Genomic DNA, 16,704 nt, shown 5'->3' with positions numbered 1-16,704 from the left:
CAGTTTAGCGCCGAACCCCTCTGTTCAGAACAACGAAGTGCCGTTCATCAAAAATCAGATAGCAAAAAGCCGGGTTTCCCCGGCTTTTGCTGGTCTATCGACTTACTTGCGTTTCATCGACAGGAAGAACTCATCGTTGGTCTTGGTCGTTTTCAGCTTGTCGACCAGGAACTCGATGGCAGCGATCTCGTCCATCGGGTGCAGCAACTTGCGCAGGATCCACATGCGCTGCAACTCGTCGTCGGCCGTCAGCAACTCTTCGCGGCGGGTGCCGGAACGGTTGATGTTGATGGCCGGGAACACGCGTTTTTCAGCGATACGGCGATCCAGCGGCAGTTCCATGTTGCCCGTGCCTTTGAATTCTTCGTAGATCACTTCGTCCATCTTCGAGCCGGTTTCAACCAGCGCGGTGGCGATGATGGTCAGCGAACCGCCTTCTTCAATGTTCCGCGCGGCGCCGAAGAAACGTTTCGGTTTCTCCAGGGCGTGAGCATCGACACCACCGGTGAGCACTTTGCCGGAGCTCGGGATCACGGTGTTGTAGGCGCGAGCCAGACGGGTGATGGAGTCGAGCAGGATCACCACGTCTTTCTTGTGTTCGACCAGGCGCTTGGCCTTCTCGATCACCATTTCGGCAACCTGCACGTGGCGGGTTGGCGGCTCGTCGAACGTCGAGGCAACCACTTCGCCGCGCACGGTGCGCTGCATTTCGGTTACTTCTTCCGGACGTTCGTCGATCAGCAATACGATCAGATGAACTTCAGGGTTGTTACGCGCGATGTTCGCCGCGATGTTCTGCAGCATGATCGTTTTACCGGCTTTCGGCGGTGCAACGATCAGACCGCGCTGGCCTTTACCGATCGGGGCGCACAGGTCGATGACACGACCGGTCAAGTCTTCGGTGGAACCGTTGCCGGCTTCCATCTTCATGCGCACAGTCGGGAACAGCGGGGTCAGGTTCTCGAAGAGAATCTTGTTTTTCGCGTTCTCGGGACGATCGTAGTTGATCGTGTCGACCTTGAGCAGCGCGAAATAACGCTCGCCTTCCTTCGGAGGGCGGATCTTGCCAACGATGGTGTCACCGGTGCGCAAGTTGAAACGGCGGATCTGGCTCGGCGAGACGTAGATATCGTCCGGGCCGGCGAGATAGGAAGCGTCAGCGGAGCGCAGGAAGCCGAAGCCGTCCTGGAGAATCTCCAGCACGCCATCACCGGAGATTTCCTCGCCGCTTTTAGCGTGCTTTTTGAGCAGGGAGAAAATCACGTCCTGCTTGCGCGAACGGGCCATATTTTCTATGCCCATCTGTTCGGCCAATTCGAGCAGTTCGGTAATCGGCTTTTGCTTGAGTTCAGTCAGATTCATATAGGAATGACGTAATCATTTATGGAGGGGGGGAAATTAAGCTTTTGGCTTAATGAGGCCGCGCCGCGGAGAAGGCGACAGGATCGCGTACTTATTCGAAAAGGAGTGCGTCGGCGACGGCTAGCAGGGGGCAGTGGAGAAACCAGTGCGGGGCCGAATGTAACACCTGAGTTTCGGAGCGTCTAGCCCTCAATAACGAAAAAGCCCCGCAATATGCGGGGCCTTTTTTCGGACACTTTACAAACGACGCTTAGATGTTGGCGTCGAGGAAAGCAGCCAGTTGCGACTTCGACAGTGCGCCGACCTTGGTCGCTTCAACGTTGCCGTTCTTGAACAGCATCAGGGTCGGGATACCACGCACGCCATGCTTGGCCGGGGTTTCCTGGTTTTCGTCGATGTTCAGTTTGGCAACGGTCAGCTTGCCTTTGTAGGTTTCAGCAATCTCGTCCAGAACAGGAGCGATCATTTTGCAAGGGCCGCACCACTCAGCCCAGTAGTCGACCAGTACAGCGCCTTCGGCCTTGAGTACGTCGGCCTCGAAGCTAGCGTCGCTAACGTGTTTGATAAGATCGCTGCTCATGGAAGTCTCCAGGTTGTAAGCAAAAAAACGTGGCCCATCATAGCCGCCCTTCCCTCGTTCAGGAAGGTGCAGATGATTGAGTCTCACTATGGTGGTGCATGAGTTTGGGTATAGCTCAAGTCAGGATGTGGCGGGAGCGACGAAGGCAATTCCGGTGCGCAGGGCGGCGTTGCGCACATGTTCGTGCATGGCCTTCTGCGCCGCGCCGGACGAGCGCCGGGCCAGTGCACGGAGGATTTTGCGGTGCTCGTGCCAGGTTTCCATGGCCCGTTCGGCCCGGATGAACGGTAGCTTCTGGCTCTCCAGGAAAATGTCGGCGCTGGCCGTCAGAATGCTCAACATCGCCTGATTACCGCTGGCCAGCAGGATGCGCCGGTGAAACTCGAAGTCCAGGCGCGCCGCCGCCTCGAAGTCACCCACCTTCAGTTCATTGCGCATCGCGGCGACATTGTCCTCCAAAGCATCGAGTTCATCGGTGCTCAACGTCACGGCGGCCAGCCCGGCGGCAAAACCTTCCAGGGCATAGCGCAACTGGAAGATATCCAGCGGCGATGCCTGTGCCGCGAACGGCCAGCTCAGCGCCGCATCTGAGCGAGGCAAGTCCACCGGCGCCTGCACGAAAACGCCTTTGCCCGGCTGAATGCTGATCACGCCCAAGGCACTCAGCGACGACAACGCTTCGCGCAACGACGCCCGACTGACCCCCAATTGCACTGCCAGATCCCGCTGCGAAGGCAAGGCATCCCCCGGCCCGAAACCTTGTTCGGCGATCAGTTTGCGGATGGCTTGCAGCGCCACTTCAGGTACAGCTCGGGAGATCGAATTCATGGTTTTCGGACGAACCAGGCGAATGAGCGGCTAGTTTTAAAGCTATTCGCGGCGCCCGGCAAGTCGTGCCCCACCGGGGTTCGGTAATGGCCGACGATGCGCTATCAGAGTGCGAAACATCGACCGACTGTTCAGACCAGTAAGACCGAACAACACCAGTAAAACCGTGGCTTGGCACGGCAAAAACCCAATGTTGGCATGGCCCGTGCTCTGTCGATCCGCAGAAATCATTCCTCGCCGATCCGGAGATTTGCCATGACCCTGCGTTACAGCGCCCTCCTCGCCTCCCTGTTCGCCAGCCTGCTGCTGAGCCAGGTGCCCGCCCACGCCGACGGTCTGGAGGATGTGGTCAAACGCGGCGTCCTCAAGGTTGCCGTGCCTCAGGACTTCCCGCCATTCGGCTCGGTCGGCCCGGACATGAAACCCCGCGGCCTCGATATCGACACCGCCAAACTGCTGGCCGACCAACTCAAGGTCAAGCTTGAACTGACACCGGTCAACAGCACCAACCGCATCCCGTTCCTGACCACCGGCAAGGTCGACCTGGTGATCTCCAGCCTCGGCAAGAACCCCGAGCGCGAGAAAGTCATCGACTTCTCCAGCGCCTATGCACCGTTCTACCTCGCGGTGTTCGGTCCGCCTGACGCCAGCATCAAAGGCCTGGACGACCTCAAGGGCAAAACCATCAGCGTCACCCGTGGCGCCATCGAAGACATCGAACTGACCAAAGTCGCTCCCGAAGGCGTAACCATCAAGCGCTTCGAAGACAACAACTCGACCATCGCAGCCTACCTCGCCGGACAGGTTGACCTGATCGCCAGCGGCAACGTGGTGATGGTCGCGATCAGCGAGAAAAGCCCGAAACGAGTACCCGCGCTGAAAGTGAAGCTCAAGGATTCGCCGGTCTACGTCGGCGTAAACAAGAACGAGCCGGCGTTGCTGGGCAAGGTCAACCAGATCCTCGCCACCGCCAAGACTGACGGCGCGCTGGAAAAAAACTCACAGACCTGGCTGAAAGAGCCGCTGCCGGCCGATCTCTGATCGTCGCGCGGGAGATTTGATATGGCCTATCAGTTCGACTTTCTGCCGGTGGTGCAAAACACCGACCTGCTCGTGCGCGGTGCGCTGTTCACTCTGGAACTGACGGCCATCGGCGCGGTGCTCGGCGTCGGCCTGGGCATTGTCGGCGCGCTGGTGCGGGCGTGGAATATCCGCCCGTTCTCGGCGATCTTCGGGGTTTACGTCGAGTTGATCCGCAACACGCCATTCCTGGTGCAGTTGTTTTTCATCTTCTTCGGTTTGCCATCGCTGGGCGTGCAGATTTCCGAATGGCAGGCGGCGGTGCTGGCGATGGTGATCAACCTCGGCGCTTATTCGACCGAGATCATCCGCGCCGGCATTCAAGCGATCCCTCGCGGACAACTGGAAGCCGCAGCGGCGTTGGCGATGACCCGGCTCGAAGCCTTCCGCCATGTGGTCCTGTTGCCAGCGCTGGGCAAGGTGTGGCCGGCGCTGAGCAGCCAGATCATCATCGTCATGCTCGGCTCGGCGGTCTGTTCGCAGATCGCCACCGAAGAGCTGAGCTTTGCCGCCAACTTCATTCAGTCGCGCAACTTCCGCGCTTTTGAAACCTACGCCCTGACCACGCTGCTTTATCTGTGCATGGCTTTATTGATCCGTCAGTTGCTGAACTGGATCGGTCGTCGATACATAGTCAGGAGCAGCCAATGAGCGATTTCACCTTTTGGGACATCGTGCGCAACTTGCTCACAGGCCTGCAATGGACGCTGGCGCTGTCGCTGGTGGCGTTTATCGGCGGCGGGTTGATCGGCTTGCTGATCATGGTCATGCGCATTTCGAAAAAAGCCCTGCCACGCAACGTTGCACGCACCTACATCGAGCTGTTCCAGGGCACGCCGCTGCTGATGCAGCTGTTCCTGGTGTTTTTCGGGGTGGCGCTGGCCGGGGTGGAAATCTCGGCGTGGATGGCAGCGGCGATTGCCCTGACCCTGTTTACCAGCGCTTACCTGGCGGAGATCTGGCGCGGCTGCGTGGATTCGATCCCCAACGGCCAGTGGGAAGCTTCGTCGAGCCTGGCGCTCAACCCGCTGGAGCAACTGCGCTACGTGATCCTGCCGCAAGCCCTGCGCATTGCCGTAGCGCCGACCGTGGGTTTCTCGGTGCAAGTGGTCAAAGGCACCGCCGTGACCTCGATCATCGGCTTCACCGAACTGACCAAGACCGGCGGGATGCTCGCCAACGCGACCTTCGAACCGTTCATGGTCTACGGCCTCGTCGCCCTCGGCTACTTCCTGCTCTGCTACCCCTTGTCCCTCAGTGCGCGCTACCTGGAAAGGAGACTGCATGCCTCTGCTTAGAATTTCCGCCCTGCATAAATATTACGGCGATCACCATGTGCTCAAAGGCATCGACCTCAGCGTCGAGGAAGGCCAGGTGGTGGCGATCATAGGCCGTAGCGGCTCGGGCAAATCGACCTTGCTGCGCACGCTGAACGGCCTAGAGTCGATTAACGACGGCGTGATCGAAGTCGACGGCGAATACCTCGATGCCGCGCGTGCCGATTTGCGCAGCCTGCGGCAAAAAGTCGGGATGGTGTTTCAGCAGTTCAACCTGTTCCCGCACCTGACGGTGGGCGAAAACGTGATGCTTGCGCCGCAGGTGGTGCAAAAAGTGCCCAAGGCCAGAGCGGTGGAGTTGGCGCGGGAGATGCTGGAACGGGTCGGGTTGGGCGAGAAGTTTGATGCGTTCCCGGATCGGCTGTCCGGCGGGCAGCAGCAGCGCGTGGCGATTGCCCGGGCGCTGGCGATGTCGCCTAAGGTGTTGCTGTGCGACGAGATTACTTCGGCGCTGGACCCGGAACTGGTCAATGAGGTGCTGAGCGTGGTTCGGCAACTGGCCAAGGAGGGCATGACGTTGATCATGGTTACCCATGAAATGCGCTTTGCCCGGGAGGTTGGGGATAAGTTGGTGTTCATGCATCAGGGGAAGGTGCATGAGGTCGGGGATCCGAAGATTCTGTTCGCGAACCCGCAGACGGCGGAGTTGGCGAATTTCATCGGTACTGTCGAAGCGACAGCCTGAAAGATCTTCGGTGCCTGTGAGGCCGTCTTCGCGGGCAAGCCTCGCTCCTACAGATTCAGGCTGTTCGCGGAACATTCACCCACCGCCAACCTGTAGGAGCGAGGCTTGCCCGCGAAGGCGTCTGCGAGATCACTACTCTTTCCTGCTCAGGATCAAGGCTTTGAACGCTACGCGTTGGCGTCAGCGTTTGATCGTGGCACGATGTCGAGGTTATCGACCGAGACCCCCTGACCATGCCGCAATCCCAAGCCAAGAATCTGTCCCTGATCGCCGCAATCGACCTGGGCTCCAACAGCTTTCACATGGTCGTGGCCAAGGCCCAGAACGGCGAAATCCGTATTCTCGAGCGTCTCGGGGAGAAGGTTCAGCTGGCCGCCGGCATCGACGAAGAACGCCACCTCAACGAAGAATCCATGCAACGCGGGCTCGATTGCCTGAAGCGTTTTGCCCAACTGATCAGCGGTATGCCGCCCGGCGCCGTGCGAATCGTGGGCACCAACGCCTTGCGCGAAGCTCGTAACCGCGTCGAATTCATCCGCCGCGCCGAAGAAATTCTCGGCCACCCGGTGGAAGTCATCTCCGGTCGTGAAGAAGCGCGCCTGATCTACCTCGGCGTGTCCCACACCCTCGCCGATACGCCGGGCAAACGCCTCGTGGCCGACATTGGCGGCGGCAGTACCGAATTCATCATCGGCCAGCGCTTCGAGCCGCTGCTGCGCGAAAGCCTGCAAATGGGCTGTGTCAGCTATACCCAGCGCTATTTCAAGGACGGCAAGATCACCCCGGCCCGCTACGCCCAGGCGTACACGGCGGCGCGGCTGGAGATCATGAGCATCGAACACGCCCTGCACCGCCTGACCTGGGATGAAGCCATCGGCTCCTCGGGCACCATCCGCGCCATCGGCCTGGCGCTGAAAGCCGGCGGTCACGGTACGGGCGAGGTCAACGCCCAAGGCCTGGCGTGGCTCAAGCGCAAACTGATCAAGCTCGGCGACGTCGAGAAAATCGACTTCGAAGGCATCAAGCCTGACCGCCGGGCGATTTTCCCGGCGGGCCTGGCGATTCTCGAAGCGATCTTCGACGCCCTCGAACTGCAACGCATGGACCACTGTGAAGGCGCACTGCGCGAAGGCGTGCTCTATGACCTGCTGGGCCGTCACCATCATGAAGACGTCCGGGAGCGCACGCTCAGCTCGCTGATGGAGCGTTACCACGTCGATCTGGAGCAAGCGGCACGGGTCGAGCGCAAAGCACTGCATGCGTTCGACCAGGTGGCGGAGGATTGGGAGCTGGACGACGGCGTCTGGCGCGAACTGCTCGGCTGGGCTGCCAAGGTCCATGAAGTGGGCCTGGACATCGCTCACTATCAGTATCACAAGCACGGCTCGTACCTGATCGAGCACTCGGACCTCGCCGGGTTCTCCCGCGAAGACCAACTGATGCTCGCGCTCCTGGTGCGTGGCCACCGCCGCAATATTCCCCGGGACCGGTTTGCCGATTTTGGCGACGAAGGCATCAAGCTGATTCGCCTGTGCGTGCTACTGCGCTTTGCGATCCTGTTCCATCACATCCGCGGCACCCAGGAAATGCCTCAAGTGGCGCTGCACGCCAATGGCGACAGCCTGGATGTGTTGTTCCCGGAAAAGTGGCTGGACGACAACCAGCTGACCCAGGCTGACTTTGCGCTGGAAGCTGAATGGCTGACGCGTGTGGGTTTCACCCTCAACGTCCGATAACCCCCCGAAAAACGCTCGCCGTACACGGTTCTGTAGGAGCACGGCTTGCCGGCGAAGGCGATTTCGAAGACGCCTTCGCGGGCAAGCCTCGCTCCTACGGGTCTGCGCGCTCAGGCGACACCTGTAGGAGCCGGCTTGCTGCGGGCGGCGTTCCGACGATGGCGATTTCGAGGGCGCTATCGCCGGCAAGCCGGCTCCTACAGGGAATGGTGGTAGTACAAACAAAAATGGCGATCCGCAGGGATCGCCATTTTTTATGCCGCGTGAAGGTTAACGCACCGCCAGAATCGGGCTGCCCAACCGCTCCAGCAACGTTGCCTGCGCACTGCGCGGGTTCTGGTTGCCGGTCGGCGTGTTGCGGACGTAGCGACCGTCCGCCTGCAGGCTCCAGCTGTGAGTGTTATCGGTGAGATAAAGCTCCAGCTCTTTCTTGACCCGCATGATCAGCTTCTTGCCTTCCACCGGGAAGCAAGTCTCGACGCGCTTGTCGAGGTTGCGTTCCATCCAGTCGGCACTGGAAAGGAACATCTGCTCCTCGCCACCGTTAAGGAAGTAGAAGACCCGGGTGTGTTCCAGGAAGCGGCCGATGATCGAGCGCACGTGGATGTTGTGCGAAACCCCGGCGATGCCCGGACGCAGGCAGCACATGCCGCGCACCACCAGATCAATGCGCACGCCGGACTGGCTGGCCTTGTACAGCGCGCGGATGATCTTCGGATCGGTCAGCGAGTTGAACTTGGCGATGATGTGCGCCGGTTTGCCGTCGAGGGCGAACTGCGTCTCCCGGGCAATCATGTCGAGCATGCCCTTCTTCAGCGTGAACGGCGCGTGCAACAGCTTCTTCATGCGCAAGGTTTTACCCATGCCGATCAGCTGGCTGAACAATTTGCCGACGTCTTCACACAAGGCGTCGTCGGAGGTCAGCAGGCTGTAGTCGGTGTACAGACGGGCGTTGGCGGCGTGGTAGTTGCCGGTACCCAAGTGGGCGTAACGCACAATCTCGCCAGCCTCGCGACGCAGGATCAGCATCATCTTGGCGTGGGTCTTGAAGCCGACCACGCCGTAGATCACCACCGCACCGGCTGCTTGCAGACGGCTGGCCAGTTGCAGGTTGGACTCTTCGTCGAACCGCGCGCGCAATTCGATCACCGCGGTGACTTCCTTGCCGTTACGCGCCGCATCCACCAACGCATCGACGATTTCCGAGTTGGCGCCGGAGCGGTACAGCGTCTGACGCACCGCCAATACATGCGGATCCTTCGCCGCCTGACGCAGCAAATCGACCACAGGCGTAAACGACTCGAACGGGTGCAGCAGCAGAATGTCCTGCTTGCTGATCACGCTGAAAATGTTTTCGCTGTTCTGCAGCAGTTTCGGGATCTGCGGCGTGAACGGCAGGTATTGCAGGTCGCGCTGACTGTCGAGGCCGGTGATGCTGAACAGGCGAGTCAGGTTGACCGGACCGTTGACCTGATACAGCTCGGTCTCGTGCAGGTTGAACTGCTTGAGCAGGTAGTCGGACAGGTGTTTCGGGCACGTGTCGGCCACTTCCAGACGCACAGCGTCACCGTAGCGACGGGAGAACAACTCGCCGCGCAGGGCGCGGGCCAGGTCTTCCACGTCTTCGGTGTCGACGGCCAGGTCGGCGTTTCGGGTCAGGCGGAACTGGTAGCAACCCTTGACCTTCATGCCCTGGAACAAGTCATCGGCGTGCGCGTGGATCATCGACGACAGGAAGACATAGTTGTCGCCAGGGCCGCCGACTTCTTCCGGCACCTTGATCACTCGCGGCAGCAGACGCGGCGCCGGGATGATCGCCAGACCGGAATCGCGACCGAAGGCGTCGATGCCTTCGAGCTCGACGATGAAGTTCAGGCTCTTGTTCACCAGCAACGGGAACGGGTGCGTCGGGTCGAGACCGATCGGAGTGATGATCGGCGCGATCTCGTCGCGGAAATAACGGCGGACCCAGGTTTTGAGCTTGGTGGTCCAGTAACGACGACGGATGAAGCGGACCTGATGCTTTTCCAGTTCCGGCAACAGAATGTCGTTGAGGATTGCGTACTGGCGGTCGACGTAACCGTGCACCAGCTCACTGATCCGGGCCAGGGCCTGGTGCGGTTGCAGACCATCGGCGCCGGCCTGTTCACGGGCGAAGGTGATCTGCTTCTTGAGGCCGGCCACACGAATTTCGAAGAACTCATCCAGGTTGCTGGAGAAAATCAGCAGGAACTTCAGCCGTTCCAGCAACGGATAGGACTCATCCAGCGCCTGCTCAAGCACGCGGATATTGAACTGCAGTTGCGAGAGTTCGCGGTGGATGTACAGGCTGCTGTCATCCAGGCCCGGAATGACAATCGCTGGCGCCGCCGGCGCGGTTTCGACCACCACCGCAGGTGGAGCAGGCTCCAGCTCCGGCGGGGTTTCGGCGATCGGCTCCACCACGGGTTGAGCCTCTTGTACTGCAACTTCAGTGAGTCCTTCGGTATTCATCGAATGTTCCTGGGAGGGCTATTTTTGCTCTCGTAACAATTGAGCAGCACGAACGGCAAAGTAAGTCAGGATGCCATCAGCGCCTGCACGTTTAAAAGCGGTCAGGGATTCGAGGATAACCCCTTCGCTCAACCAGCCATTCTGGATCGCCGCCATGTGCATGGCGTATTCACCGCTGACCTGATAAACAAAAGTCGGCACTTTGAATTCTTCTTTGACCCGGTAAAGGATATCCAGATATGGCATGCCTGGCTTGACCATGACCATGTCTGCGCCTTCTGACAAGTCCGCCGCCACTTCGTGCAGGGCTTCGTTGCTGTTGGCCGGGTCCATCTGATAGGAGGCCTTGTTGGCTTTGCCCAGGTTCAGCGCCGAACCCACCGCATCGCGGAACGGGCCGTAATAGGCGCTGGCGTACTTCGCCGAATAGGCCATGATCCGCACGTTGACGTGATCGGCCAGTTCGAGGGCTTCGCGAATTGCCTGGATGCGACCGTCCATCATGTCCGACGGAGCCACCACTTGAGCACCGGCTTCGGCGTGGGACAGGGCCTGCTTGACCAGTGCGTCGACGGTAATGTCGTTCTGCACGTAGCCTTCCTCGTCGAGGATACCGTCCTGACCGTGGGTGGTGAACGGGTCCAGCGCGACGTCGGTGATCACACCCAGTTCAGGGAACTGCGCACGCAGGGCACGAGTGGCGCGCTGGGCAATGCCGTTCGGGTTCCAGGCTTCGGCGGCGTCCAGCGACTTGAGTTCCGGTGGCGTGACCGGGAACAGCGCTACGGCTGGAATCCCCAGTTCAACCCACTTGGCCGCTTCTTCCAGCAACAGGTCGATGGTCAGGCGTTCAACGCCAGGCATCGAGGCCACCGCTTCGCGACGGTTTTCACCGTCCAGCACAAACACCGGCAGGATCAGGTCATCGACGGTCAGGACGTTTTCACGAACCAGTCGACGCGAGAAATCATCACGGCGGTTGCGGCGCAGGCGGGTGGCTGGAAACAAGCGATTGGCGGGGGTAAAACTCACGGCAGACTCCTGAGCCCGCGCTGGCGGGCGAGCGTGACAGTTATAAGCGGCCATTATGACCGTGGTATTACAGTTGTGTGCACCCCCGCGACACGTAGTCGCATTCCATTGTCCTTGTAGGAAATGTTCACGTCGAGACACATTTGGACACTTTCATGAATGTGCACGAAGGGTTAGGCTGCGCGTTCATTTCGCCAGCACCCAGACAATGCTCCAACAATTTCTGCATGACTTCGGCTACTTTGCCCTTTTTCTCGGCACGTTCTTCGAAGGCGAAACCATCCTGGTGCTCGCAGGCTTCCTCGCGTTCCGTGGATACATGGACATCAATATCGTGGTGGTCGTGGCGTTTTTCGGCAGTTATGCCGGCGACCAGCTGTGGTACTTCCTGGGACGCAAGCACGGCCGCAAGTTGCTGGCGCGCAAGCCTCGCTGGCAGATGATGGGCGACCGGGCACTGGAACACATTCGCAGGCACCCGGACATCTGGGTGCTGAGCTTCCGTTTCGTCTACGGTTTGCGCACGGTGATGCCGGTGGCGATCGGCCTGTCGGGTTATCCGCCGGGACGTTACTTGTTGCTGAACGGGATCGGCGCCGCGATCTGGGCGGCCGCACTGGCGGCTGCGGCCTATCACTTCGGCGCGGTGCTCGAAGGCATGCTGGGCAGCGTCAAGAAATATGAGCTGTGGGTGCTCGGCGCCCTGCTGGTGCTGGGCTTCGGCCTGTGGCTGCGTCGCCGCTTCAAGAATGCGCGCCTGGCCAAGCAGGTCTATGCCGAAGAGCAGGCCTTGAAAGCCGAACAGGCCAAGGCCACCGAGGTCAAGACGCCAACCGAGTGAAGCGGTTTCTGCAACAGTAGAGACCGATTCCGCTGAGCAGACTGTAACTCAGCAGGCCGACCCAGCCCACCGCGCTGGCCGGCCACAGCCCGAGCAGCGGCGCCAGCCACACCAGCGGCACGTTCGACGCCAGCCGCAGCAGCTCCAGCTTCAACGCCCACGGGCGATTCTCCAGGGCCACGCCCAAGGTAAACAATCCCAGCGCCACGGCGCTCCAGCCGAGCACCAGCGCAGCGGTCGGCAGATGCGGCTCGAAGTTCATCAAATAACTGCCCAGCGCGATGTAGACGCAGAACTGCAACAGCACATAAATCTGCTGACGCCCATCCAGCGGCACCTCGAACTTGCGGAACTGACTCAGGTCCGGCTTGCTCATCGGGTACTTCGCCGCCACGTCCGCTGGCCGCCAACCGGTGCGCATGAACCAGATCCGCAGCTTGTCCCACGTGCTTTCAGCCCGTCGCGCGTCATCCCACAGCTGCGCGTAAAACTGCACGTTCGCCCACAACGGATTCCAGCTCGCCAGCGGCTTGGTCACGCCGAAAATCACCGGTTCGTTGTCGTCTTCTTCCTGGAACGAGCCAAACAGACGGTCCCAGATAATGAACACCCCGCCGTAGTTGCGATCCATGTAGAGAGCGTTCTGTGCATGGTGGGCCCGATGATTGGATGGCGTGACGAAGAACCACTCGAACCAGCCGAGTTTGGGAATGTGCCGGGTGTGCACCCAGAATTGATACAGCAGGTTCAGCGCGGCGACGCTGATAAACACCAGCAGCGGCACGCCCAGTACCGCCATCGGCAGGTAGAAAATCCAGCTCAACAGGAAACCGGTACTGGTCTGGCGCAACGCCGTGGAGAGGTTGTAGTCCTCGCTCTGGTGATGCACCGAATGCGCGGCCCAGAGGATGTTGCGTTCGTGGCCCATGCGATGCAGCCAGTAGTAGCAGAAGTCGTAGAGAACGAAGGCGAACACCCAGACCCAGACGCTGTCGGCAGAGAGTTCGAACAGCGCCAGATGCTTGAGCGCAAAGGCATAGGTCACCAGCCCCACGCCCTTGGTCAACAGGCCTGTGGTGGTCGACAACACGCCGGTGCTGATGCTGTTGATCGCGTCGGCCACCCGATAGTTGCTGACCCCGCGCCAACGGTCGGCCAGCAGCTCGACGGCAATCAGCACAAAGAAGAACGGCACTGCATACAGAATGAAGTCCATGACGCGCCCTGATCGGAATCTTGAGGACAGATGCTAGGTGTAGCCGCGAATTGAACCTATGGCAACGAGTGACAAATTAGTGGACATTTAACGCCATGAATCTGGAGAAAAGCCCATGAGCAAAAAAATTGCAGTGATCCTTTCCGGCTGTGGCGTCTACGACGGCGCCGAGATCCACGAAAGCGTGATTACCTTGCTGCGACTGGATCAGCGCGGCGCGCAGGTGCAGTGCTTCGCCCCTAACATCGCGCAGTTGCACGTGATCAACCACCTGACCGGCGAAGAAATGCCCGAGTCGCGCAATGTGCTGGTGGAGTCGGCACGGATCGCCCGGGGCAACATCAAGGATATTCGCGAAGCTGACGTCGAAGAGTTCGATGCGCTGATCGTGCCGGGTGGTTTTGGCGCGGCGAAAAACCTGTCGAACTTCGCCATCGAAGGCGCTGGCTGCAGCGTGCAACCCGATGTTCTCGCCCTGACCGAGGCGTTTGCCGAAGCGGGTAAACCGGTCGGGCTGATCTGCATCTCGCCGGCGCTGGCCGCGAAGATTTATGGACCGGGCGTGACCTGCACCATCGGCAATGACGCCGATACCGCCGCCGCCATGAACAAGATGGGCGCCACTCACACCGATTGCGCAGTCACTGACATCGTTGAAGACAAAGCACGCAAGTTGGTGAGCACACCGGCGTACATGCTGGCGCAATCGATCAGCGAAGCAGCGTCCGGCATCAACAAACTGGTCGACCGCGTGCTCGAACTGACCCACGAAAACGACGCCTGACGCGGATTACTGTAGGAGCTGGCTTGCCAGCGATGAGGCCGTAACATTCAACGCATCATTTGCTGACTGTTGGATTGCTATCGCTGCGGTGCGGCGATCCGACAAGCCAGCTCCTACAGGGGTTTTGCGCTGATTCAGGATTTGCGGGTTAGCCGCGTCAGGATCCGGTCCAGCGCATTGGCAAACGCCTGCTTTTCGCGTTCGCCAAACGGCGCCGGCCCGCCGCTCATCTGCCCCTGTTCACGCAAGTCGGTGAACAGGTTGCGCACCGCCAACCGATCACCCATGTTCTGCGCGTCGAACTCCTTGCCTCGCGGGTCCAGAGCCGCCACGCCTTTCTTCACCAAGCGGTCCGCCAGCGGCACATCGCTGCAGATCACCAGCTCACCAGGCACCGCGTGTTCCACCAGATAGTCGTCCGCCGCGTCCGGCCCGCTCGGCACCACGATCAACTTCACCAGCGCCAGCCCCGGCTTGATCTGCGGCTGCCCCGCCACCAGCACCACCTCGAACTGACGCTTGAGGGCGAACTTCACCACCAGATCCTTCGCCGCCCGGGGGCAAGCGTCGGCATCGATCCACACGCGCATTGTGTTTTCCTCCGTTAAAAGCTTCGCGGGCAAGCCTCGCTCCTACAGGATTGCATAAAGCCTGTAGGAGCGAGCGGTGCGGCGACCCGACTTGCCCGCGAATGTGAGCGCAGCGAATGCCGTTTAAGAAACCGGCACCCGCCGCTTCTCCGCCATCCAGCTACGCCCATACAGCACAATGATCGCAATAATCGCCACCGCCTGCGCACTCAACGAATACGCATCCGCGTGAATGCCCAGCCAGTCGAAGTCAAAGAACGGCACCGGCCGCGTGCCGAAGATCCCGGCTTCCTGCAACGCCTTCACGCCATGACCGGCAAACACCACCGACAACGCGCACAACAACCCGGCGTTGATGCTAAAGAACAGCGACAGCGGCAGTTTCGCCGAGCCCCGCAGGATCACCCACGCCAGGCCAACCAACAACACCAGCGCCGTCGCCCCGCCCGCCAACACCGCGTTATGCCCCGCCGGCCCCGCCTGCAGCCACAGGGTTTCGTAGAACAGAATCACTTCGAACAGTTCGCGGTACACCGAGAAGAACGCCAATATCGCAAAACCGAAACGGCCACCGCCGCCCACCAGACTGCTCTTGATGTAATCCTGCCAGGCCGCCGCGTGGCGACGGTCGTGCATCCACACGCCGAGCCAGAGCACCATGACCGCGGCGAACAACGCCGTCGCACCTTCCAGCAATTCACGCTGCGAGCCGCTGACATCAATCACGTACGCCGCCAGCGCCCAGGTCGCCATACCGGCCAGCAACGCCAGGCCCCAACCGACGTTGACGCTGCGCACCGCCGATTGCTGGCCGGTGTTGCGCAGGAAGGCAAGGATCGCCGCCAGCACCAAAATCGCTTCCAGGCCTTCGCGCAGCAGAATCAGCAGACCGGAGATGTAACTCAAGGACCAACTCAGGCCATCGCTGCCCAACAGGCCGGCAGATTCTTTCAACCTGGCTTTGGCCGCCTCCAGACGCTCTTGGGCCTGGACTACCGGCAAACCGTCCTGCAATGACTGACGGTACGCCATCAGCGATTTTTCGGTGTCCTTGCGCACGTTGGCGTCGACGTTGTCCAGTGAGCTTTCGACCAGTTCGAAACCTTCCAGGTACGCCGCCACCGACAGGTCATAGGCTTGGTCGTGATCGCCGGCACGATAGGCCGCGATACTTTTGTCCAGCGTTGCAGCGGTGTAATCGAGCAACTGCGCCGGGCCACGCTTGACCTGCGGCGGTTGCGCACGCTGCGCACGGTAAGTCGCTGCCGCTTGCGGGCCTTCGGCAGCCAGCACTTCGGCCGGAGTCTGACGGGCCAGGTCGGCGATGTTGTAGGTCTTTTCAGATGCGGCAGCGGCCGGATCGGCACTGAAACCGGCGATGTAGGTCGCCAGGTCCCAACGCTGACGATCGTCCAGTTGATCGGCGAAGGCCGGCATGTCAGTGCCTTCGACACCGAGGTTCAGGGTGCTGTAGAGCGCATAAAGGCTCAGGTGATCAATGCGCGTTGCATCCCGCAGATTGGAGGACGGCGGCGTCAGGCCGACACCCGCAGGGCCATCCCCGGCACCTGCATCGCCATGGCACACCGAGCAATGCTGGGCATACAGCGGCGCACCACGGGTGGGATCCGGCGTGATGATCGGTGCTTGGCTGACTTCATAAGCCACGGCCAGCTTCGCCCCCAATTGCCGCGCTTGGCGGGCGACATCCGCACCGTCCTGATGAGCGGCGATGGCACTGCGCAACGTATTGACGCCCTGCTCCAGCCCGGCCTTTTCAGGTTTGCCCGGCATCGCGGCGATCAAGCCTTGCAACGCCTTGATGGCGCTCACCTGCTCGCGGTATTCGGACTCGTTAATGACCTTGCCCGCCTGCACCGATTCCGGGTAGTCCGCGCCGATGTAATCGAGCAAATGAAGCGCTTGCGGCGCGCCTTCTACGGTGTCGGCCAGCAGGTTGGAACTGCACAAGGCAAAAAGCGGCAACACCAGCCAGGCCAGGAAACGGGACGGGGCAGTCATGAATGAATCTCAATTGGAAATACGAAGTAACACATTGTTCACTTCGAATGAGTTTCGCTCAAGCTTTGTTGTCTGAAACGCCGTCGCAGACCTCGATTGGTATTTTTTCAGATGATGG

General features: G+C 60.4%; 15 protein-coding genes. 7 read left to right on the top strand and 8 right to left on the bottom strand.

Going from position 1 to position 16,704, the window contains the following annotated elements; all coding sequences use genetic code 11:
- Window positions 1–102: 102 nt before the first annotated feature.
- The 3 genes from rho to ACYZUC_RS21420 form a co-directional block, all read right to left on the bottom strand.
- Window positions 103–1,362, bottom strand: coding sequence for a transcription termination factor Rho (gene rho / locus ACYZUC_RS21430; protein ID WP_007942421.1), 1,260 nt, complete (start codon window positions 1,360–1,362; stop codon window positions 103–105).
- A 250-nt stretch (window positions 1,363–1,612) separates the two neighbouring features.
- On the bottom strand, window positions 1,613–1,942 hold the full coding sequence (gene trxA / locus ACYZUC_RS21425; protein ID WP_003206727.1) for a thioredoxin TrxA: 330 nt from the start codon (window positions 1,940–1,942) through the stop codon (window positions 1,613–1,615).
- 120 nt (window positions 1,943–2,062) lie between these two features.
- Window positions 2,063–2,770 carry a FadR/GntR family transcriptional regulator gene (locus tag ACYZUC_RS21420; protein WP_461990220.1) on the bottom strand — a complete coding sequence of 236 codons (708 nt, stop codon included), beginning with the start codon at window positions 2,768–2,770 and terminating at the stop codon, window positions 2,063–2,065.
- Between the two features lie 255 nt (window positions 2,771–3,025).
- On the opposite strand from ACYZUC_RS21420, the gene ACYZUC_RS21415 reads away from it, so the two are divergent.
- The 5 genes from ACYZUC_RS21415 to ppx all read left to right on the top strand — a co-directional run bounded on the left by ACYZUC_RS21415 (window position 3,026) and on the right by ppx (window position 7,608).
- A complete protein-coding gene (locus ACYZUC_RS21415; RefSeq protein WP_461990218.1) occupies window positions 3,026–3,811 on the top strand; it encodes a transporter substrate-binding domain-containing protein in 786 nt (261 codons plus the stop codon).
- A 21-nt stretch (window positions 3,812–3,832) separates the two neighbouring features.
- On the top strand, window positions 3,833–4,501 hold the full coding sequence (locus ACYZUC_RS21410; RefSeq protein ID WP_223481188.1) for an amino acid ABC transporter permease: 669 nt from the start codon (window positions 3,833–3,835) through the stop codon (window positions 4,499–4,501).
- Window positions 4,498–5,148 (top strand): amino acid ABC transporter permease, encoded by a 651-nt coding sequence (locus ACYZUC_RS21405; protein ID WP_150638095.1) that lies wholly within the window; start codon window positions 4,498–4,500, stop codon window positions 5,146–5,148. Before ACYZUC_RS21410 ends, ACYZUC_RS21405 begins: the two co-directional genes overlap by 4 nt.
- On the top strand, window positions 5,135–5,872 hold the full coding sequence (locus ACYZUC_RS21400) for an amino acid ABC transporter ATP-binding protein (protein ID WP_008040676.1): 738 nt from the start codon (window positions 5,135–5,137) through the stop codon (window positions 5,870–5,872). The genes ACYZUC_RS21405 and ACYZUC_RS21400 overlap by 14 nt, the downstream gene beginning before the upstream one ends.
- A gap of 233 nt (window positions 5,873–6,105) precedes the next feature.
- On the top strand, window positions 6,106–7,608 hold the full coding sequence (gene ppx, locus ACYZUC_RS21395) for an exopolyphosphatase (RefSeq protein ID WP_461990215.1): 1,503 nt from the start codon (window positions 6,106–6,108) through the stop codon (window positions 7,606–7,608).
- A 270-nt stretch (window positions 7,609–7,878) separates the two neighbouring features.
- On the opposite strand, the gene ppk1 is transcribed toward ppx, so the two are convergent.
- Both ppk1 and hemB read right to left on the bottom strand, forming a co-directional pair.
- Complete coding sequence (gene ppk1, locus ACYZUC_RS21390; RefSeq protein ID WP_461990213.1) at window positions 7,879–10,101, bottom strand: polyphosphate kinase 1; 2,223 nt, start codon at window positions 10,099–10,101, stop codon at window positions 7,879–7,881.
- A gap of 18 nt (window positions 10,102–10,119) precedes the next feature.
- The gene (gene hemB / locus ACYZUC_RS21385; RefSeq protein ID WP_010465043.1) at window positions 10,120–11,133 is read right to left on the bottom strand and encodes a porphobilinogen synthase; all 1,014 of its coding nucleotides are present in this window, start codon (window positions 11,131–11,133) and stop codon (window positions 10,120–10,122) included.
- Window positions 11,134–11,341: 208 nt separating this feature from the next.
- Between hemB and ACYZUC_RS21380 the strand changes: the two genes are divergently transcribed.
- Window positions 11,342–11,974 carry a DedA family protein gene (locus ACYZUC_RS21380; protein ID WP_461990210.1) on the top strand — a complete coding sequence of 211 codons (633 nt, stop codon included), beginning with the start codon at window positions 11,342–11,344 and terminating at the stop codon, window positions 11,972–11,974.
- Here the strand turns inward: ACYZUC_RS21380 and ACYZUC_RS21375 are convergent.
- A complete protein-coding gene (locus ACYZUC_RS21375) occupies window positions 11,955–13,190 on the bottom strand; it encodes a sterol desaturase family protein (protein ID WP_461990208.1) in 1,236 nt (411 codons plus the stop codon). The two genes, ACYZUC_RS21380 and ACYZUC_RS21375, sit on opposite strands and share 20 nt — an antisense overlap.
- A 115-nt stretch (window positions 13,191–13,305) precedes the next feature.
- On the opposite strand from ACYZUC_RS21375, the gene elbB reads away from it, so the two are divergent.
- Window positions 13,306–13,974 carry an isoprenoid biosynthesis glyoxalase ElbB gene (elbB, locus tag ACYZUC_RS21370; RefSeq protein WP_461990206.1) on the top strand — a complete coding sequence of 223 codons (669 nt, stop codon included), beginning with the start codon at window positions 13,306–13,308 and terminating at the stop codon, window positions 13,972–13,974.
- A gap of 134 nt (window positions 13,975–14,108) precedes the next feature.
- Here the strand turns inward: elbB and ACYZUC_RS21365 are convergent, their stop codons facing one another.
- Window positions 14,109–14,564 carry a YaiI/YqxD family protein gene (locus ACYZUC_RS21365; RefSeq protein WP_192227491.1) on the bottom strand — a complete coding sequence of 152 codons (456 nt, stop codon included), beginning with the start codon at window positions 14,562–14,564 and terminating at the stop codon, window positions 14,109–14,111.
- A 123-nt stretch (window positions 14,565–14,687) separates the two neighbouring features.
- Window positions 14,688–16,586: an FTR1 family protein gene (locus tag ACYZUC_RS21360; protein ID WP_461990204.1), complete on the bottom strand. Its 1,899-nt coding sequence runs from the start codon at window positions 16,584–16,586 to the stop codon at window positions 14,688–14,690.
- Window positions 16,587–16,704: the final 118 nt, after the last annotated feature.

It is taken from the genome of Pseudomonas sp. GT1P32, from assembly GCF_054897805.1.
Note: the sequence above shows the minus strand (reverse complement) of the source record. Positions and strands in the feature narration are given on the sequence as shown.